Raw genomic sequence first — 19,518 nt, 5'->3', positions numbered from 1 at the left:
CGGATGCGACCGCGGCCGGGCCCCGACGTCTGTCCGCCCGGAAGTCCCGAGGCGGTCAGCCGCGGGACGGTGTGCGGTGGCAGACGTACGCCAGGGTGCCCAGCAGCAGCCGGGCCTCCGGCGGGCGGCCCGCCGTGTCCAGCGTGGGCGGGCGCAGCCAGCGCATGGGGCCGAGGCCCGCGTGGTCGGAGGGCGGCGCCGTGATGTGGTCGCCGGGGCCCAGACAGCGCAGGTCGAGCCGGGCGTCGTCCCAGCCCATGCGGTAGAGCAGCCGGGGGAGCTCGGCGGCGGCGCCGGGGGCCACGAAGAACAGCGCGCGGCCGTGCGGCGTCAGCGCCACCGGGCCCAGCGGCAGCCCCATCCGCTCCAGCCGGGCCAGCGCGTGCCGGGCGACCGGCTCGGCGACCTCCAGGACGTCGAACGAGCGGCCCACGGGCAGCAGAACGGCGGCGCCCGGCACCTCGGCCCACGCGGCCGCGGCGGCGTCGAGCGTGGCGCCCGCGGGAACCGGCGGTGCGAAGGACAGCGGGTGCGCGCCGGGGGAGGGGCAGTCGGCGGCGCCGCACGAACACATCACGCCCCCGCTCCGGGTGGCGCGGGCCCCCGGGACCACGTCCCATCCCCACAGGCCGGTGTACTCCGCCACCGTGGTCGCGTACTCCGACGCGCGTCCGCGGCGCCGAGAGCTCGAGCGCAGGTCCCGGATGCCGCCGATTGTGAAGCCCATGCCCCCTCCAACGGGTCGTGCTCGCCGATGGTTACGACTCGGAGTGTCTCGAACACGGACGGTCGCCGAATCCCTTCCCGTGGCGGCGTGACGGTGCGCGACAGGTGGTGCGGAACGGGGCGTGCGCCATGTCGTGCTCCAGTTCGCCCCCGCCCTGATCGCCATGTGTCAAGTCAATCGCGTAGAGGTGCGGTTGAGTTCATTCCTTGGGGTGGCGAATGGTGGCGTTTACTGGACTGCACTCGCGGGAGCGGTGATCGTAGGATTACTTTCGGTGCACGGACCCAAGGAGATGCACCACCGGCGGGTACGCCAGAGGGCGTGGCCCGTCCCGCCGCTCGGTCGTTACTACCCCTGACCGGGGTGTCGCATCGCCGGACGCGCCGCCGTGACGGACGGCGGGCCGTCCGCGGTTCACGCACAGAGCAGATTTCGGGATGGGGGCTTCCAGGTGGGCGGCAACGGCAGCGGCGCCGAAGGTGCCGAGAGGGCCGACAAGGCCGACAGGTCCGATCGGGCCGAGAAGCGTCCCAACGAGCAGTTGGGCTCCTGGTTCCTGCGCAGCGGCTGGTCCAAGGGCGAGCTGGCGCGCCAGGTCAACCGCAGAGCGCGACAGCTCGGTGCCCACCACATCAGCACGGACACCTCGCGCGTCCGCCGCTGGCTCGACGGCGAGCAGCCCCGCGAGCCGATCCCGAAGATCCTCTCCGAGCTGTTCTCCGAGCGCTTCGGCTGCGTCGTGGGCATCGAGGACATCGGCCTGCGCACCGCCCATCAGTCGCCCTCCGTCTCGGGGGTCGACCTGCCCTGGGCGGGCCCCCAGACCGTCGAGCTCATCAGCGAGTTCTCCCGCAGCGACCTGATGCTGGCCCGCCGGGGATTCCTCGGCGCCTCGCTCGCCCTCTCCGCGGGCCCCTCGCTGATCGAGCCCATGCAGCGCTGGCTGGCCCCCGGCCCCTCCGGCCGTGACCCCCGCGACGGGCAGTCCGCCACGCGCCTGTCCCGCCTCTCCGGGCCCGAGCTGGATCTGCTCGAGTCCACGACCATGATGTTCCGGCAGTGGGACGCCCAGTGCGGCGGCGGCCTGCGCCGCAAAGCCGTCGTCGGCCAGCTCCACGAAGTCACCGACCTGCTCCAGGAGCCCCAGCCGGCGGCCACCTCCAAGCGGCTCTTCCGGGCCGCCGCCGAGCTGGCCGAGCTGGCCGGCTGGATGAGCTACGACATCGGCCTCCACCCCACCGCGCAGAAGTACTTCGTCCTGGCCCTGCACGCCGCCAAGGAGGCCGGCGACCGCCCCCTCGGCTCGTACATCCTCTCCAGCATGAGCCGGCAGATGATCCACCTCGGCCGGCCGGACGACGCCCTGGAGCTGATCCACCTCGGCCAGTACGGCTCCCGTGAGACGGCCACCTCCCGCACCCAGGCGATGCTCTACGCCGTCGAGGCCCGCGCCTACGCCAACATGGGCCAGCCCGCCAAGTGCAAGCGCGCGGTCAACATGGCGGAGGACTGCTTCTCCGACTGCGCGGCGGGCGACGGCGACCCCGACTGGATCCGCTTCTTCTCCGAGGCCGAGCTCAACGCCGAGAACGCCCACTCCTACCGCGATCTCGCCTATGTGGTCGGCCGCAGCCCGACCTACGCCTCCCTCGCGCGCCCCAAGATGGAGCGGGCCGTCGAGCTCTTCGAGCAGGACGCCGAGCACCAGCGGTCGTATGCGCTCAACCTCATCGGCATGGCCACCGTGCACCTGATGGAGCGCGAGCCCGAGCAGTCCACGGTCCTCGCCGGGAAGGCGCTGAAGATCGCCAAGCAGGTCCGTTCGGAGCGGGTCAACAACCGCCTCCGCAAGACCGTGGACAACGCCGTCCGGGACTTCGGCGAGATGGCCGAAGTCGTGGCCCTCACCGAGCAACTGGGCGTCCACCTGCCGGAATCGGCAGAGGCCGTGCACGCGGTCTGAGCTCCTTCCGGCCCCTGATCCCGGCCGCGGCGACCTTCCCGTACAGCCCGACTCGGCTCCCCCACGCCAGGTCGCACAGGGCGGTCGTCGCGGTCGGTCGCATGCCCGTACACAGGGCGAAGGCGAGCGGAACGCCGTTCGTCGATGGTTCATCCGCGCGTAACACGCACGGGGCCATCGTCACTGCCGCGAAACAACCGACCGCATCGACTGAAATCCCGCTGCGCGAACCTCATGGCGAAAACCGGCCCACTGGATACCGCCCGTACGGGCCGCCGCTGTGAGGGGACGCGACCGTGAATGGCGCAGATACCGCTTTCGTATTGATCAGTGCCGCGCTCGTCATGCTGATGACCCCGGGGCTGGCCTTCTTCTACGGAGGCATGGTGCGGGTCAAGAGCGCCCTCAACATGCTGATGATGTCCTTCATCTCGCTGGGCATCGTCACCGTGCTGTGGGTCCTCTACGGCTACTCCCTCGCCTTCGGCGATGACATCGGCGGCGGTCTGCTCGGCGGTTTCGACCACATCGGTCTCAAGGGCATCCGCCCGGAGACGCTGACGGGCGGCAAGGAGGGCATCCCGGTCTTCGCCTTCGCCCTCTTCCAGCTGATGTTCGCGGTCATCACCCCCGCGCTGATGAGCGGGGCGCTCGCGGACCGGGTGAAGTTCAGCGCGTGGGCCGTGTTCATCGCCCTCTGGGTGACGATCGTCTACTTCCCCGTCGCCCACTGGGTCTGGCAGGCCGACGGCTGGCTCTTCAAGCTCAAGGTGATCGACTTCGCCGGCGGTACGGCCGTGCACATCAACGCGGGCATCGGCGCCCTCGCCGCCGTGCTCGTGGTCGGCAAGCGCATCGGCTTCAAGAAGGACCCGATGCGCCCGCACAGCCTGCCGCTGGTGATGCTCGGCGCGGGGCTGCTGTGGTTCGGCTGGTTCGGCTTCAACGCAGGCTCGGCGCTCGCGGCCAACGGCACCGCCGCCAACATGGCGCTGAACACCCAGGTGGCGACCGGTGCCGCGATGCTCGGCTGGCTCGTCTACGAGCGCGTCCGGCACGGCGCGTTCACCACGCTCGGCGCCGCCTCCGGAGCCGTCGCGGGCCTCGTCGCCATCACCCCCTCCGGCGCGGCCGTGAACGCCTTCGGGGCCGTCCTCATCGGCCTCGTGGCCGGGTCCGTCTGCGCCTGGGCCGTCGGCATCAAATTCAAGCTGGGCTTCGACGACTCCCTCGACGTGGTCGGCGTGCACTTGGTCGGCGGCGTCATCGGCACCCTGCTCGTGGGACTCCTCGCCACCGACGGCGTCGGCGGCCTCACCCAGCTCGGCCGGCAGGCCACCGGGGCGTTCGCGGTGATGGCCTACTCCTTCGTCGCCTCCTGGCTGCTGGCCAAGCTCGTCGACCGGACGATCGGCCTCCGGGCTGCCGAGGACGACGAGCTCGCCGGCATCGACCAGGCGTTCCACGCCGAGACCGCCTACGACTTCAGCGCGGTGGGTGCGATCTCCGCCACCCGTGGCGGCGGACACCCCGCCGGTCCCGGCCACGCCCAGGACGACCGGGACCGGGACGATCAGAGCGGGACGCAGGACAAGAAGGCGAACAAGAAGGTGGACGCATGAAGCTCATCACCGCGGTCGTCAAGCCGCACATGGTCGACGAGATCAAGGCCGCGCTGCGGACCTCCGGCGTCCGGGGCATGACCGTCAGCGAGGCCAGCGGATCCGGTCGGCAGCGCGGCCACACCGAGGTCTACCGCGGCGCCGAGTACACCGTCGACCTCGTACCCAAGATCCGTATAGAGGTCCTCGCCGAGGACGGCGACGCCGACACCGTCGTCGACGTCATCGTCAAAGCCGCCCGCTCCGGGGACCAGGGGAAGATCGGCGACGGCAAGGTCTGGGTGGTCCCCGTCGAGACCGTCGTCCGGGTCCGGACCGGCGAGCGCGGACCGGACGCCCTGTGACCCCAGGAGGGAGCCTGTGTTGACGTCCATCCCGTCCACCACGGGAAGCGACCCCTGTCCCGACAGCTACGCGGCCGCCCGGCTGCGCCTCCTGCACCAGGGAGTGCTGACCGGACCGCCGCGCCGCGCGGCGCTCGCCCGGCTCACCGACCAGTGGCTCGCGGCCCTGCTCGGCGAGGCGCACGGCGTCGCCCTCGTGGCCGTCGGCGGCTACGGACGCGGGGAGCTGTCCCCGCGCAGCGACCTCGACGTCATGCTGCTGCACGACGGCTCCGTGGACGCCTCGAAGATCGCCGCGATCGCCGACCGCGTCTGGTACCCCGTGTGGGACATGGGGCTCGCCCTCGACCACTCCGTGCGCACCCCGGCCGAGGCCCGCAGGACCGCGGCCGACGACCTCAAGGTCCACCTCGGCCTGCTCGACGCCCGCCACCTCGGCGGCGACGAACGGCTCACCGCGGCCCTGCGCGCCACCGCCTACGCCGACTGGCGGGCCCAGGCCCCGCTCAGGCTCCCGGAGCTGCGCGAGCTCGGCGAGGAGCGGGCCCGGCGCCAGGGCGAGCTGAGGTTCCTGCTGGAGCCCGACCTCAAGGAGGCGCGCGGCGGGCTCCGCGACGCCGTCGCCCTGCGCGCCGTCGCCGCCTCCTGGCTGGCGGACGCCCCGCGCGAGGGCCTGGAGCGGGCCCGCGGCCTGCTGCTCGACACCCGCGACGTCCTGCACCTGGTCACCGGCCGGGCCACCGACCGGCTCGCCCTCCAGGAACAGGACCAGATCGCCACGGCCCGCGGCCTGCCCGACGCCGACGCCCTGCTGCGCGAGGTCTACGAGGCCGCGCGCACGGTCTCGTACGCCGCCGACGTCACCTGGCGCGAGGTCGGCCGCGTCCTGCGCGCCCGCTCCGGCCGGCCCCGGCTCCGGCGGATCCTCGGCGGGCGCGGCGGCCGGGGCGGGTTCGTGGAGCCCGAGCGGGTGCCGCTGGCCGAGGGCGTCGTCGAGCAGGACGGCGAGGCCGTGCTGGCCCGTACGGCCCGGCCCGAGCGCGACCCCGTGCTGCCGCTGCGCGCCGCCGCGGCGGCGGCGCAGGCCGGCCTGCCGCTGTCCCCGCACGCCGTGCGGCGGCTCGCGGCCACCGCCGGCCCGCTGCCGGTGCCCTGGCCGGCCGAGGCCCGTGAGGCGCTCGTCACGCTGCTCGGCGCGGGCGAGCCGGCCGTCGCGGTCTGGGAGGCCCTCGACGCCGAGGGGCTCGTCTCCGGACTGCTGCCCGAGTGGGAGCACGTGCGCTCGCGCCCGCAGCGCAACCCCGTGCACCGCTGGACCGTCGACCGCCACCTGGTGGAGACGGCCGTCCGCGCGGCGGCCCTCGCGCGCGGCGTCCACCGCCCCGACCTGCTGCTCGTCGCGGCCCTGTTGCACGACATCGGCAAGGGCCGGCCCGGCGACCACTCCGCGGCCGGCGAGGCCCTCACCCGGGAGGCGGCCGCCCGGATCGGCTTCGACCCGGCCGACACCGACGTCCTGGCCACGCTCGTCCGCCACCACCTGCTGCTCGCCGAGACGGCCACCCGCCGCGACCTCGACGACCCCGCGACGGTCCGCGCCGTCACCGACGCCGTCGCGCACCCCGGCACCCTGGAGCTGCTGCACGCCCTCACCGAGGCCGACGCCCTCGCGACCGGACCCGCGGCCTGGAGCGCCTGGCGCGCCTCGCTGGTGGCGGATCTGGTGCGGCGCGCCGCCGCCGCTCTCGCGGACGGCGCGGCCCCGGACCGGGCCGTCCCGGGCCCGCCCTCCGCCGAGGACGGCCGGGTGGTCGCCGAGGCCCTGCGCACCGGCGGCCCGGCCGTACGGCTGCGCTCGCGCCCGGAGGGCACGGCCCCGGACGACGCGGCCGTCCCGGTCGGCGTCGAGCTGACGATCGCCGTCCCCGAACAGCCCGGGGTGCTGCCGGCGACGGCCGGTCTGCTCGCTCTGCACCGCCTTACGGTGCGCGCGGCGGAGCTGCGGGCAGTCGACGGGGCGCTGCTGCTGAACTGGCGGGTGGCCACCGAGTTCGGCTCCCTGCCGGAGCCCGCGCAACTGCGCAACGACCTCGTGCGCGTCCTGGACGGCTCGCTCGACGTGGTGGCGCGGCTGGCCGAGCGCGAGGCCGCGTACAACGATCGGCGCAGGGGAATCACGCACGCGCCGCCCCGGGTGACCGTCGCCACCGGCGGTTCGCGGGAGGCGACGGTGCTGGAGGTGCGCGCCCAGGACGCCCCCGGGCTGCTGCACCGCATCGGCCGCGCCCTGGAGACGGCGGGGGTGTGGGTGCGCAGCGCGCACGTCTCGACGCTGGGTTCCAACGCCGTGGACGCGTTCTATGTGACGACGGGGGAGGGGGCTCCGTTGACAGAGCCGGATGCGGGGGTTCTGGCCGAGGTGCTTGAGCAGGCTTTGAAGTAGGGGCGTGACCAGCGGCGCGAGACGGCGTTGAGCATGGTGCTTCCCCGCGCAGGCGGGGGTGACCCACAGGTCAAGGACCGGGCTGTCGGCGCGGAGGTCTGCTCCCCGCGTAGGCGGGGGTACCGTCCTCGCCTGTCGTTTTCGGCAGGCGAGGACACTTAGCTTGTACGGCCGGATACCCTTGAGGGCGATTGCCCCTGCCCCCTGACCCCGAGGACCGACGAGCACCGTGTTCGATACCCTCTCCGACCGCCTTGCAGCGACTTTCAAATCTCTCAGGGGCAAAGGCCGCTTGAGCGAGGCGGACATCGACGCCACGGCGCGCGAAATCCGTATCGCCCTCCTTGAGGCGGATGTGGCGCTCCCCGTCGTCCGCTCCTTCATCCGTCAGGTCAAGGAGCGGGCCGCCGGCGCCGAGGTCTCCCAGGCGCTCAACCCCGCCCAGCAGGTCATCAAGATCGTCAACGAGGAGCTCATCGGCATCCTCGGCGGCGAGACCCGGCGCCTGCGCTTCGCCAAGACCGCGCCGACCGTCATCATGCTCGCCGGTCTCCAGGGTGCCGGTAAGACGACGCTGGCCGGAAAGCTCGGCCACTGGCTCAAGGGCCAGGGCCACGCCCCGCTGCTCGTCGCCTGTGACCTCCAGCGCCCCAACGCCGTCAACCAGCTCGCGGTCGTCGCCGAGCGCGCCGGTGTCGCGATCTACGCTCCGGAGCCGGGCAACGGCGTCGGTGACCCGGTGCAGGTCGCCAAGGACTCCATCGAGTTCGCCCGGGCCAAGCAGCACGACGTCGTGATCGTCGACACCGCCGGCCGCCTCGGCATCGACCAGGAGCTGATGCAGCAGGCCGCGGACATCCGCGACGCCGTCAGCCCGGACGAGGTCCTGTTCGTCGTCGACGCGATGATCGGTCAGGACGCCGTCAACACCGCCGAGGCGTTCCGCGACGGCGTCGGCTTCGACGGCGTGGTCCTCTCCAAGCTCGACGGCGACGCCCGCGGCGGTGCCGCCCTGTCGGTCGCGCACGTGACCGGCAAGCAGGTCATGTTCGCCTCCAACGGCGAGAAGCTGGACGACTTCGACGCGTTCCACCCGGACCGCATGGCGTCCCGCATCCTCGGCATGGGCGACATGCTCAGCCTCATCGAGAAGGCCGAGCAGACCTTCAGCCAGGACGAGGCCGAGAAGATGGCGGCCAAGCTGGCGAAGGGGCCGAAGGAGTTCACGCTCGACGACTTCCTGTCCCAGATGGAGCAGGTCCGCAAGATGGGCAGCATCAGCAAGCTGCTCGGGATGCTGCCCGGCATGGGCCAGATCAAGGACCAGATCAACAACCTCGACGAGCGCGACGTCGACCGCACCGCCGCGATCATCAAGTCGATGACCCCGGCCGAGCGCCAGGACCCGACGATCATCAACGGCTCCCGTCGCGCCCGTATCGCCAAGGGCTCCGGCGTGGACGTCAGCGCCGTGAAGAACCTGGTGGAGCGCTTCTTCGACGCCCGCAAGATGATGTCGCGCATGGCCCAGGGCGGCGGCATGCCCGGGATGCCCGGCATGCCGGGCATGGGTGGCGGCGCGGCCCGTAAGAAGAAGCAGGTCAAGCAGGCCAAGGGCAAGCGCCAGAGCGGCAACCCGATGAAGCGCAAGGCCGAGGAGCAGGCCGCGGCCGCGCGCCGCGAGCAGCAGGCGGACAACCCGCTGGGTCTGCCGCAGGGCGGCCAGGCCGCGCAGAACTTCGAACTGCCGGACGAGTTCAAGAAGTTCATGGGCTGATCCTTACGGACAGCCGGAAGCCCCTCGCGGTGGACCGCGAGGGGCTTCCGGCATACGGCGCGGCGGCCCGGCGCGCGTCCCCTCGCGCCGTAAGGCTCGCGCGCGTCCTTACGGCGTGCGCTGGACCCGGGCTATCAGATAGCGGAAGACATTGGGCATCCAGACCGTGCCGTCACGACGCAGGTAAGGATGGAGCGCCTCGGTCAGCTCCTTGGTGACCTGCTCCTCGTCCGTGGCCCGTGCCGCCGCGTCGAACGCGCCCGTGGAGAGCATGCCGCGCACCGCGCTGCCCATGTCGGCGTAGCCGTACGGGCACGCCACCCGGCCCGAGCCGTCGGGGCGCAGCCCCGCCCGCTGGGCGAGCTCCTCCAGGTCGTCGCGCCCGCTCGGGCGCCAGCGGGCGGGGGCGCACATGGGGTCCGCGAGCCGGGCCGCGACCCTGAGCGCTCCGGAGGCCGCGCAGCGCTCCTGGGGGCCCCAGCCGGCCAGGACGACCGGGGCGCCGTGCTCGGCGAGGCCGGCCGCCCGGGCGAGCGCCCCGGCCATGCCCCGGGCGCTGCCGCCCGCGCAGTACAGCGGGTCGAAGGCGGTGATGAGGTTGAAGGCCGTACCGCCGGGGTCCACGACGGACTCCGGGCCGCCGTGCCCCAGGTGCGCGCCGTCCTCGCGGGCGTCCTCCGGCAGCAGGCGCTCACGGGCCAGGGCCAGGCGCCGTCCGTCGGTGTCGACCCCGCGGACCGAGGCGCCCCGGCCCGCCGCCATCAGGAGGGCCAGTCCGGAACCGCAGCCCAGGCTGAGCAGCCGGGTGCCGGCCCCGACCTCCAGCCGTTCGTACACCGCTTCGTAGAGCGGCACCAGCATCCGTTCCTGGATCTCCGCCCAGTCGCGGGCCCGGGTCATGGACCCGGGCGACGAAGAGGACGGCAGGTGCCGCCGCACGAGCGTTGGTGTCATCGAAAGCGCCCCAATCCGCCGAGAGACGTGTGCGTGCCCGAATCTGCCCCGCCCCCATGTGCTGCCGTGCGCGCTGCTGTGAAGCACCCCCGTATTGCCAGAGAACTCCGCTTCCGTCCCCGAGTCCAGAGGGTGGCGCGAGAACACTGCCCGTATGCCCACGATGGCATGTGCCGCGTGCCCGCGCACGGGAAGCCGGGGGTGGCGCGCACCCCGGCGGGCGGTCCGCCGCGAGGGCCGGCGAGGAGGGGATTCACGCTCGGACGGATCGGCCCCGTACCATTCGCACCATGGCAAAGGCTCCCATTCTCACCCCCCAGGCGGACGACTTCCCGCGCTGGTACCAGGACTTGATCAACAAGGCCGAGCTGGCCGACAACGGCCCGGTGCGCGGCACCATGGTCATCCGCCCGTACGGGTACGGGCTCTGGGAGCGCATGCAGCAGGAGATGGACGCGCGCATCAAGGACGCGGGCGCCTCCAACGCGTACTTCCCCCTCTTCATCCCGCAGTCCTACCTGACGCGGGAGGCCGAGCACGTCGAGGGCTTCGCCCCCGAGCTCGCGGTCGTCACGCACGGCGGCGGCAAGGAGCTGGACGAGCCGGTCGTCGTCCGGCCCACCTCCGAGACGATCATCAACGAGTACTTCTCCAAGTGGGTGCAGAGCTACCGCGACCTGCCCCTGCTGATCAATCAGTGGGCCAATGTGGTCCGTTGGGAGATGCGCCCGCGCGTCTTCCTGCGCACCAGCGAGTTCCTCTGGCAGGAGGGTCACACCGCCCACGCCACCTACGAGGACGCGCGCGACTACGCCGCCCGGATCCACCGCGACGTCTACTACGACTTCATGGTCAACGTCCTGGGCATCGATGTCGTCCTGGGCCGCAAGACGGCCAAGGAGCGCTTCGCGGGCGCCATCAACACCCTCACCCTCGAGGGCATGATGGGCGACGGCAAGGCCCTGCAGATGGGCACCAGCCACGAGCTGGGCCAGAACTTCGCCAAGGCGTTCAACACCTCCTACCTGTCGAAGGACGGGCAGCAGGAGATGGTCTGGCAGACCTCCTGGGGCGTCTCGACCCGCATGGTCGGCGGTCTGATCATGTCCCACGGCGACGACAGCGGCCTGCGGGTCCCGCCGCGTCTCGCCTCGGTCCAGGCCGTCGTCCTCGCGATCAAGGGTGACGACGCGGTGATCGCCAAGGTCCGCGAGATCGGCGACCAGCTCAAGGCCGCCGGCATCCGCGTGCAGGTCGACGACCGCACGGACACCCCCTTCGGCCGCCGCGCCGTGGACTGGGAGCTCAAGGGCGTACCGGTGCGCATCGAGGTCGGTCCGCGCGACCTGGAGAACGGCACCGCGATGCTGGCCCGCCGGATCCCCGGCGGCAAGGCGCCCGTCCGCCTCGACGAGCTCGTCGCGCTGCTGCCGAAGGTCCTGGAGGAGGACCAGGCCACGCTGCTGGCGGAGTCCCGCGAGCGCCGTGAGGCCCGTACGACCGACGTGGCGACCATCGAGGAGGCCGCCGAGGCCGCCGTGGCCGGTGGCTGGGCGCGCATCCCGTGGGCCGACCTCGGTCCGGAGGGCGAGGCCAAGCTGGCCGAGCAGGCCGTGTCGGTGCGCTGCCTGGTCGGCGAGGACGGCTCCGTGCCGGACGCGGACGACGCTCCGGGCACGATCGCCATCGTGGCCCGCGCCTACTGACGTAGCCGCCGCGCGCGGGGGCGCTCCTTCCGGTACGCCCCCGTGATGCGCGCTTACCGAGGAGTCAGTACGTCCCGGCTTGCGAACGGGTGCGCGGGTTCTCCACAGATCTGCGCACCCGCCCTCGTCGCGACGCATGAGCATGAAACTGACTGGTACGTGCAAAATATTTGGGATGGCCCGGTATCGGAACACCGGGCCACCTCTGCTCGTTGTCACGACGTGAGCACGACACCACCTGTTCTCGCCGCAGAGCTGGCGCAGGCGTGGGCCGACATTCAGCGGTACCACCCCGAGCTGCCGGATCTTGCCGCGCCCGAATCCTTGATCGGGGAGTCGTCGTCCGCATGCGGCGCCGAGCTCTCCTTCGAACGGCTGCTGCACGAGGCAGTGCACGGCATCGCGGCCGCCCGCGGTGTCCGTGACACCTCGCGAGCCGGCCGCTACCACAATCGCCGGTTCCTGGCGATCGCCGAGGAGCTGGGGCTCGACCACAGCGAGGAGCCGCATCCCAGCAGCGGCTTCTCGCTGGTCGTACTCAATCCGGAGGCGCGCAAGCGCTACCGCTCGACCATCGACAGACTGCAGCGGGCCCTGAAGGCGCACACGGTCGCCACCACGGCGGTGGACACCTCGCGCACCTTCCGCGGTCCGGCCGCGCGACACGGCTCGTCCGGCGGAGGGGTGCGCGTCAAGGCGGTGTGCGACTGCGGCCGAAATGTTCGGGTCGTGCCCTCCGTGCTCGCACAGGCGCCGATCATGTGCGGTGGGTGCGGTCAGCCTTTCCGGATCCCCGAGGCGGTCTCGGTCGGCTGACCTGGAGCGGTATGGCACAATGGGTCGCTGTACTCGACAGTCGCATAGGACCCCTCTCTCCTCCGGCTGACGCGTCCATTCGGGCACTCCGAGTGCCGCAACCCCACGTGGCATCCCGTTGTGCCCAACCACGTCAAGACCAGGAGACACCACTCCAGTGGCAGTCAAGATCAAGCTGAAGCGTCTGGGCAAGATCCGTTCGCCTCACTACCGCATCGTCGTCGCCGACTCCCGTACCCGCCGTGACGGCCGGGCCATCGAGGAGATCGGTCTGTACCACCCGGTGCAGAACCCCTCGCGCATCGAGGTCGACTCCGAGCGTGCCCAGTACTGGCTGAGCGTCGGCGCGCAGCCGACCGAGCCCGTCATGGCCATCCTCAAGGTCACCGGCGACTGGCAGAAGTTCAAGGGTCTGCCGGCCCCGGCCCCGATGCTCCTCCCCGCGACCAAGGAGGACAAGCGTCGCGCGTTCGACGAGTTCACCAAGGGTCTCGAGGCCGGCGCCGCGAAGGGTGAGGCCATCACCCCGAAGGCCAAGAAGTCGGAGAAGAAGGACGAGGCCGCCGCGGCCGAGTCCGCTGAGTCGACCGAGGCCTGAGGATGCTCGAGGAGGCCCTTGAGCACCTCGTAAAGGGCATCGTCGACAACCCCGACGAAGTGCAGGTCGCATCCCGCAACCTGCGGCGCGGGCGTGTGCTGGAGGTCCGGGTCCACCCCGACGACCTCGGCAAGGTGATCGGTCGTAACGGCCGCACCGCACGCGCACTGCGCACCGTCGTGGGCGCCATCGGCGGCCGTGGCATCCGCGTCGACCTCGTCGACGTCGACCAGGTCCGCTGAGAAGCGATTGAGCACCGGCACGGGCCGGGAAGGGCCACGGCCCTTCCCGGCCCGTTGTCGCGTTCGTACGGAAAAGCAGAGGTACAGAAAGTGCAGCTTGTCGTCGGCAGGATCGGCCGTGCCCATGGGATCAAGGGCGAGGTCAGCATCGAGGTGCGTACGGACGAGCCCGAGCTCCGGCTCGGCCCCGGCGCCGTCCTGGCCACGGACCCCGCCGGCGCGGGTCCGCTGACCATCGAGACCGGCCGGGTGCACAGCGGCCGGCTGCTGCTGCGCTTCGCGGGCGTCAAGGACCGCACGGCCGCCGAGGCGCTGCGCAACATCCTCCTGATCGCCGAGGTCGACCCCGAGGAGGGTCCCGAGGACCCCGAGGAGTTCTACGATCACCAGCTGATCGACCTGGACGTCGTCACCGTCGACGGCGAGGAGATCGGCCGGATCACGGAGATCGCGCACCTGCCCGCGCAGGACCTGTTCATCGTGGAGCGCCCGGACGGCGGCGAGGTGATGATCCCCTTCGTCGGCGAGATCGTCACGGAGATCGACCTGGAGGAGCAGCGGGCGGTCATCGACCCGCCGCCCGGTCTGATCGACAGCTCCGAGGCCGTCGTCGCGAGCGCGCGTGAGGCCGAGGGTGCCGAGACCGACGTGACCGGTGAGTCCGGCGACGCGAAGGGTGACGTCTGATGCGACTCGACGTCGTCACGATCTTCCCGGAGTACCTGGAGCCGCTGAACGTCTCCCTCGTGGGCAAGGCGCGCGCCCGCGGCCGGCTGGATGTGCGCATCCACGACCTGCGGGAATGGACCCACGACAAGCACAACACCGTCGATGACACGCCGTACGGCGGCGGCCCCGGCATGGTGATGAAGCCCGAGCCCTGGGGCGAGGCGCTGGACGCGGTCATCGAGTCCGGGACCGGCGACGACAAGCCCGTCATCGTCGTGCCCACGCCCAGCGGCCGGCCGTTCACCCAGGCGCTCGCCGTCGAGCTGTCCGAGAAGCCGTGGCTGGTCTTCACACCCGCCCGCTACGAGGGCATCGACCGCCGCGTCATCGAGGAGTACGGCGACCGGGCCGACGTCCGCGAGGTCTCCATCGGCGACTACGTCCTGGCCGGCGGCGAGGCCCCGGTGCTGGTCATGGTCGAGGCCATCGCCCGGCTGCTGCCCGGCGTCCTCGGCAACGCCGAGTCGCACCGCGACGACTCCTTCGCGCCCGGCGCCATGGCCGATCTGCTGGAGGGCCCGGTCTACACCAAGCCCCCGGAGTGGCGCGGCCGGGGCATCCCGGACGTCCTGCTCAGCGGCCACCACGGCAAGATCGCCCGGTGGCGCCGCGACGAGGCGTTCCGGCGTACGGTCGCGAACCGGCCCGACCTGATCGAGCGCGCGGACCCGGCGGTCTTCGACAAGAAGGACCGCGAGATGCTCTCGATCCTGGGCTGGGGCCCGGGCCCCGACGGCCGATTTTGGCGAGTGGCCCCGGACGTGGAAGAATAAGCCGTTGCCTTGCGCCCGGCGCGCGCCCCTGCCACAGGGGGAACGACGTCCGCCCGGTGCAACGCACGACCCCCATCATCATTTCGATTTTCCGCTGATGACCTGTGGCATCAGCGAGGAGAGCAGACGGTCATGAACCTTCTCGACAACGTCGACGCCGCTTCGCTGCGCACCGATGTCCCGTCCTTCCGCCCCGGCGACACCGTGAACGTCCACGTTCGCGTCATCGAGGGCAACCGCTCCCGTGTGCAGCAGTTCAAGGGTGTCGTCATCCGCCGCCAGGGCGACGGCGTGCGCGAGACCTTCACGGTCCGCAAGGTCTCCTTCTCCGTCGGCGTGGAGCGTACCTTCCCGGTGCACACCCCGATCGTCGAGAAGATCGAGCTCGTGACCCGCGGTGACGTCCGTCGCGCCAAGCTGTACTACCTCCGTGAGCTGCGCGGCAAGGCCGCGAAGATCAAGGAGAAGCGCGACAACTGAGCCTGAGGTCGGAGTCCGGGCCCGGCCGGGGCCGGATAGGCTTTCGGCTCGATGGACACCGACGTACAGCTTTCGGAGCGCGACCACTCTCCAGAACCCGTTGCGGGGGAGGAGCGGGGGTCGCGCTCCTCGCGTTTTTCCCCGGGTTCCGCGGCGCGCGCCGCCGGGGCCTGGCTCAGGGGCGGCGGTGCGATGCGCCGGGCGGGCCTGCTGCTCACGGCCTGCCTGGTCTTCCTGCTCCTGCTGAGCAACTTCGTCGTCCAGCCCTTCCTGATCCCCAGCGGCTCGATGGAGAACACGCTGCGGATCGGGGACCGGGTGCTGGTCAACAAGCTCGCCTACCGCTTCGGGGACGAGCCGCTCCGCGGTGACGTGGTGGTTTTCGACGGCCGGGGCTCCTTCGTCCAGGAGGCGCCCGTCGAGAACCCGGTGGCGGCGTTGGTCCGTAAGGGCGCATCGTCCGTCGGCCTCATGCGCCCGGCGCAGACCGACTACGTCAAACGGGTCGTGGGCGTGGGCGGCGACCGGGTCACCTGTTGTGACGCGCGGGGCAGGCTCATGGTCAACGGCCGGCCGGTGAGCGAGGACTACCTCCATCCGGGCGACGAGCCCTCGGAGGTGCCCTTCGACATCGTGGTGCCGCAGGGGCGGCTGTGGGTGATGGGCGACCATCGCGGCGACTCCCGGGACTCGCGTGACCACCTCGGCGAGCCGGGTGGGGGCACGGTCCCGGTCGGCAAGGTGATCGGACGGGTCGACTGGATCGGCTGGCCGTTCGGCCGGATGTCCTCGCTGCGGCAGCCCGACGCCTTCGACGGCGTACCGGCCCCGGGGGCGGGCCACTCCGCGGGGCCGGGGCCCGGACCCCATGGGTAGCCACGGGCGCACGGGCGCCGCGGACTCCCCGGGGGTGGCCGATCCGGCCGGCCCCGGGGAGTCCGGTCCGGCCGGTCCGGCGGGGTTCCGCGGTGGCGGTGCCCCCGGGCGTGCGGGCGGCAGGGCGGCGCGCCGGAAGGCCGCGCGGCGGGTCGAGCGCCGCCGGCGCCGGTCCGTGGTCAAGGAGGTGCCGATCCTCATAGCGGTGGCCCTGCTGATCGCGCTGGTGCTGAAGACGTTCCTGGTGCAGGCGTTTGTGATTCCGTCCGGCTCCATGGAGCAGACGATCCGCATCGGTGACCGGGTGCTGGTGGACAAGCTGACGCCCTGGTTCGGCTCCCGGCCGGCCCGGGGCGACGTGGTGGTCTTCAAGGACCCGGGCGGCTGGCTCGAGGGCGAGGAGACCGGAGCCGGGCCGGACCCGGTGGGGGTCAAGCAGGTGAAGCAGGCCCTGACCTTCATCGGGCTGCTGCCCTCGGCCGGCGAACAGGATCTGATCAAGCGGGTCATCGGTACGGGCGGGGACACCGTCAAGTGCTGTGACAGGAACGGCAAAATCACCGTCAACGGAACGCCGCTCGACGAGCCGTACGTCAATCCGGGAAATCCGCCGTCGAAGCTGGAGTTCACCGTGCGGGTGCCGGAGGGCCGGCTTTTCGTCATGGGGGACCACCGCTCGAATTCCGCCGATTCGCGCTATCACCTGGACGACCCCGGCCAGGGTACGGTCCCGGAGAAGCTGGTGGTCGGACGGGCCGCGGTGATCGCCTGGCCGCTCGGCCACTGGCGGAGCCTTTCGGAACCGGACACCTTTGTTTCGGTGCGGGACGCGCCGCGCGCGGGGGCGCGGGCGGCGGATTCGCCGAATAGTGTGTCCTCCATGGATCAGAACGGATCGATCCAGCTCCCGACCCCTGCGGAACTCCCGCTCGTTATGGGAGTGGTGGGCCTGCGTCGTATGTGCGACAGGCAGCAGAGTGGAGAGAGGAGCGGATGTGGGGGACTTGGCGGTCGGCGCACGTTCCGGTCACGGAGAGCCCGAGAAGCGACCCGAGGGGCCCGGAGGGGCTGAGGCGAGCGGCGGGACGCCCGGTGGCGAAGCGCCCGAAGCGGCCTTGTCCCAGGCGCCCGTAACGGCCCAGGCATCCGGCGTCGAGGGCCCGGACGGGCCGAAGGACGCGGGGAGCGATGGCGTGACGCCCGACGAGGACGGCGAGGGCCCGAGCGCGACCCGGCCGAAGAAACAGCGGTCCTTCTGGAAGGAACTGCCGATCCTGATCGGCATCGCCCTGGTGCTGGCGCTGGTCATCAAGACCTTCCTGGTCCAGGCGTTCTCCATCCCCTCGGACTCGATGCAGGACACCCTCCAGCGGGGCGACCGGGTGCTGGTCGACAAGCTGACGCCGTGGTTCGGGGCGAAGCCCGAGCGGGGCGAGGTGGTCGTCTTCCACGACCCGGGCAAGGGCGGCCAGAGCTGGCTCGGCCCCGAGACCCAGCCGCAGGAGACCGGCCCGCTGGGCGGCGGTGTGCAGAAGGTGCTCAGCTTCATCGGGCTGATGCCCTCCGCCGAGGAGCGCGACCTCATCAAGCGGGTCATCGCGGTCGGCGGCGACACCGTGGAGTGCTCGGGCGCCGGCGGCCCGGTGAAGGTCAACGGCAAGGCGCTCGACGAGAAGTCGTACATCTACCCGGGCAACTCGCCCTGTGACGACAAGCCCTTCGGCCCCATCAAGGTGCCCAAGGACCACATCTGGGTGATGGGCGACCACCGCCAGGACTCCCTGGACTCGCGCTACCACCCCACGCTGTACGAGGGCACGGTGCCGGTCAGCGACGTCGTCGGCCGCGCCATCGTCGTCGCCTGGCCGGTCAACCGCTGGTCCTTCCTGCCCGTCCCGGGCACCTTCGACCAGCCGGGGCTGAACGCCGCGGCCGCCGCCGTGCCCCCGGCGCTCGGCTTCGCGGGCGCGGTGCCGCTGGTCCTGTGGCGGCGGCGCCGGCTGCTCGGCCGGACCACGTCCGTCGCGGCGCTGAAGAGCGCGGCGGACAGGACCTCGTCGAAGGGCTGACTCGCGTCCGTACCGCCCGGTAGTGTGCGATCCCCTGCCCTCGGGCAGGGGATCCGGTCTTTTCGAGGCGGGCGGGAGCTGGGGGATGAGCGGAGCGGGACGTACGGGCGACGGCCACGGCCGCGCGGGCAGGGTGCTGTCCGGGCTGGCCGTGGCCGTCGGCTGTGTGCTCTTCCTGGGGGGATTCGTCTGGGGCGCGCTGCTGTACCAGCCGTACACCGTCCCCACCGACTCGATGACGCCGACCATCGGGCAGGGCACCCGGGTGCTGGCCGAGCGCGTCGACGGCAGCGAGGTGCGGCGCGGCGACATCGTCGTCTTCAAGGACAAGGCATGGGGCGACGTACCCATGATCAAGCGCGTGGTGGGCGTCGGTGGCGACACCGTCCGGTGCTGTGACGACCGGGGCCGGCTGACGGTCGGCGGGAAGCCTGTAGAGGAACCGTATCTGCGGGGCGGTGGCCCGGCGTCGCCCACCGGGTTCTCCGCCGATGTCCCGCAGGGGCAGCTCTTCCTCATCGGCGACCACCGCATGACCTCGATCGACTCCCGCTCCCACCTGGCCGACGCCACCCACGGCTCGGTGCCCCGGGAGGCGGTCCAGGGGCGGGTGGACGCCACGGCCTGGCCGATGAGCGGCTGGGGCATGATGGACAGGCCGGAGTCGTTCGCCGCCCTGCCGGGCGGCACGTCCCGGCCGGGGCCGCTGCCGCTGGTGCTGGCCGCGGTCGTCGGCGGTGCGGTGCTCATCCTGGGCGGCGCGGCGTACGGGCCGGTCGTGGCCCTGCTGAGGCCCCGGCGCGGCACCGGCGGGAACGCCGGAAGGGACGCCGGAAGGGACGGCGAGGGCAGGAAGGAGGGGACGGCGGAACGTGTGCGATGAGAACCTCCGCAAGGCCGCGCGGGTCGTCCTCCTCGACCCGGCCGACCGGGTGCTGCTGATCCACGGCCTCGAACCGGAGGACCCCTCGACGACCTGGTGGTTCACTCCGGGCGGCGGCCTGGAGCCCGGTGAGAGCTGGGAGCAGGCGGCCCGCCGGGAGCTGGCCGAGGAGACGGGCGTCACGGACATCGAACTGGGGCCGCTGCTCTGGCGGCGCGTCTGTTCCTTCCCGTTCGACGGCCGCCGCTGGGACCAGGACGAGTGCTACTACCTGGCGCGCACCCGGCAGCCGGCCGTGTGGACCGGCGGAGAGACGGACCTGGAACGGCGCAGCGTCACGGGCCTGCGCTGGTGGACGTGCGAGGAACTCCTCGCGACCCGTGAGACGGTGTATCCGACCAAGCTCGCCGGGCTGCTGCGTACGCTGCTCGACGAGGGGCCCCCGCGTACGCCGGTGCTTCTTGAGACGGAGCGCGCCTGACGCACAATAGGGGGACGCACGGCTGAAGGGGAACA

Annotated in this window: 19 protein-coding genes; 17 read left to right on the top strand and 2 right to left on the bottom strand. The window is 71.9% G+C overall.

Annotated elements, in window-relative coordinates; genetic code table 11:
* Positions 1-55: 55 nt before the first annotated feature.
* The gene (locus tag AF335_RS30200) at positions 56-727 is read right to left on the bottom strand and encodes a bifunctional DNA primase/polymerase (RefSeq protein ID WP_102921619.1); all 672 of its coding nucleotides are present in this window, start codon (positions 725-727) and stop codon (positions 56-58) included.
* Between the two features lie 451 nt (positions 728-1,178).
* On the opposite strand from AF335_RS30200, the gene nsdA reads away from it, so the two are divergent.
* The 5 genes from nsdA (at position 1,179) to ffh (ending at position 8,876) form a co-directional block, all read left to right on the top strand.
* A complete protein-coding gene (gene nsdA, locus AF335_RS30195; RefSeq protein ID WP_376697760.1) occupies positions 1,179-2,690 on the top strand; it encodes a transcriptional repressor NsdA in 1,512 nt (503 codons plus the stop codon).
* Positions 2,691-2,986: 296 nt separating this feature from the next.
* Positions 2,987-4,312, top strand: coding sequence for an ammonium transporter (locus AF335_RS30190; protein WP_102921618.1), 1,326 nt, complete (start codon positions 2,987-2,989; stop codon positions 4,310-4,312).
* Positions 4,309-4,656 (top strand): P-II family nitrogen regulator, encoded by a 348-nt coding sequence (locus tag AF335_RS30185; protein ID WP_102921617.1) that lies wholly within the window; start codon positions 4,309-4,311, stop codon positions 4,654-4,656. The genes AF335_RS30190 and AF335_RS30185 overlap by 4 nt, the downstream gene beginning before the upstream one ends.
* A gap of 19 nt (positions 4,657-4,675) precedes the next feature.
* On the top strand, positions 4,676-7,099 hold the full coding sequence (locus AF335_RS30180; RefSeq protein WP_102921616.1) for a [protein-PII] uridylyltransferase: 2,424 nt from the start codon (positions 4,676-4,678) through the stop codon (positions 7,097-7,099).
* A gap of 229 nt (positions 7,100-7,328) precedes the next feature.
* A complete protein-coding gene (ffh, locus tag AF335_RS30175) occupies positions 7,329-8,876 on the top strand; it encodes a signal recognition particle protein (protein WP_102921615.1) in 1,548 nt (515 codons plus the stop codon).
* Positions 8,877-8,984: 108 nt separating this feature from the next.
* Here ffh and AF335_RS30170 read toward each other — a convergent pair whose 3' ends face one another.
* Positions 8,985-9,830 (bottom strand): class I SAM-dependent methyltransferase, encoded by an 846-nt coding sequence (locus AF335_RS30170; RefSeq protein WP_102921614.1) that lies wholly within the window; start codon positions 9,828-9,830, stop codon positions 8,985-8,987.
* 290 nt (positions 9,831-10,120) lie between these two features.
* Between AF335_RS30170 and proS the strand changes: the two genes are divergently transcribed.
* From proS to AF335_RS30110, 12 genes are all read left to right on the top strand, one after another.
* A complete protein-coding gene (proS, locus tag AF335_RS30165; protein WP_095579112.1) occupies positions 10,121-11,536 on the top strand; it encodes a proline--tRNA ligase in 1,416 nt (471 codons plus the stop codon).
* A gap of 222 nt (positions 11,537-11,758) precedes the next feature.
* The gene (locus AF335_RS30160; RefSeq protein ID WP_102921613.1) at positions 11,759-12,352 is read left to right on the top strand and encodes a hypothetical protein; all 594 of its coding nucleotides are present in this window, start codon (positions 11,759-11,761) and stop codon (positions 12,350-12,352) included.
* A 157-nt stretch (positions 12,353-12,509) separates the two neighbouring features.
* Complete coding sequence (gene rpsP, locus AF335_RS30155; RefSeq protein ID WP_087926054.1) at positions 12,510-12,950, top strand: 30S ribosomal protein S16; 441 nt, start codon at positions 12,510-12,512, stop codon at positions 12,948-12,950.
* 2 nt (positions 12,951-12,952) lie between these two features.
* Positions 12,953-13,192 carry an RNA-binding protein gene (locus AF335_RS30150; protein ID WP_020868149.1) on the top strand — a complete coding sequence of 80 codons (240 nt, stop codon included), beginning with the start codon at positions 12,953-12,955 and terminating at the stop codon, positions 13,190-13,192.
* A gap of 90 nt (positions 13,193-13,282) precedes the next feature.
* Positions 13,283-13,879 carry a ribosome maturation factor RimM gene (rimM, locus tag AF335_RS30145; protein WP_102921612.1) on the top strand — a complete coding sequence of 199 codons (597 nt, stop codon included), beginning with the start codon at positions 13,283-13,285 and terminating at the stop codon, positions 13,877-13,879.
* Positions 13,879-14,694 carry a tRNA (guanosine(37)-N1)-methyltransferase TrmD gene (gene trmD / locus AF335_RS30140; RefSeq protein WP_102921611.1) on the top strand — a complete coding sequence of 272 codons (816 nt, stop codon included), beginning with the start codon at positions 13,879-13,881 and terminating at the stop codon, positions 14,692-14,694. The genes rimM and trmD overlap by 1 nt, the downstream gene beginning before the upstream one ends.
* A gap of 132 nt (positions 14,695-14,826) precedes the next feature.
* Positions 14,827-15,174, top strand: coding sequence for a 50S ribosomal protein L19 (gene rplS, locus AF335_RS30135; RefSeq protein ID WP_087926051.1), 348 nt, complete (start codon positions 14,827-14,829; stop codon positions 15,172-15,174).
* A gap of 51 nt (positions 15,175-15,225) precedes the next feature.
* Positions 15,226-16,050: a signal peptidase I gene (lepB, locus tag AF335_RS30130; protein WP_102921610.1), complete on the top strand. Its 825-nt coding sequence runs from the start codon at positions 15,226-15,228 to the stop codon at positions 16,048-16,050.
* Positions 16,043-17,122, top strand: a complete 1,080-nt coding sequence (gene lepB / locus AF335_RS30125) for a signal peptidase I (RefSeq protein ID WP_102921609.1) — start codon at positions 16,043-16,045, stop codon at positions 17,120-17,122. Before lepB (AF335_RS30130) ends, lepB (AF335_RS30125) begins: the two co-directional genes overlap by 8 nt.
* Positions 17,055-18,119, top strand: a complete 1,065-nt coding sequence (gene lepB, locus AF335_RS30120; protein WP_102921698.1) for a signal peptidase I — start codon at positions 17,055-17,057, stop codon at positions 18,117-18,119. The genes lepB (AF335_RS30125) and lepB (AF335_RS30120) overlap by 68 nt, the downstream gene beginning before the upstream one ends.
* An 85-nt stretch (positions 18,120-18,204) precedes the next feature.
* On the top strand, positions 18,205-19,002 hold the full coding sequence (gene lepB, locus AF335_RS30115; RefSeq protein WP_102921608.1) for a signal peptidase I: 798 nt from the start codon (positions 18,205-18,207) through the stop codon (positions 19,000-19,002).
* Complete coding sequence (locus tag AF335_RS30110) at positions 18,992-19,483, top strand: NUDIX hydrolase (protein WP_102921607.1); 492 nt, start codon at positions 18,992-18,994, stop codon at positions 19,481-19,483. The genes lepB (AF335_RS30115) and AF335_RS30110 overlap by 11 nt, the downstream gene beginning before the upstream one ends.
* Positions 19,484-19,518: the final 35 nt, after the last annotated feature.

It is taken from the genome of Streptomyces eurocidicus, assembly GCF_002891295.1.
Taxonomy (GTDB): domain Bacteria; phylum Actinomycetota; class Actinomycetes; order Streptomycetales; family Streptomycetaceae; genus Streptomyces; species Streptomyces eurocidicus.
The sequence above is the reverse complement of the archived record's forward strand: the minus strand, read 5'-3'. Positions and strand labels throughout refer to the sequence as shown.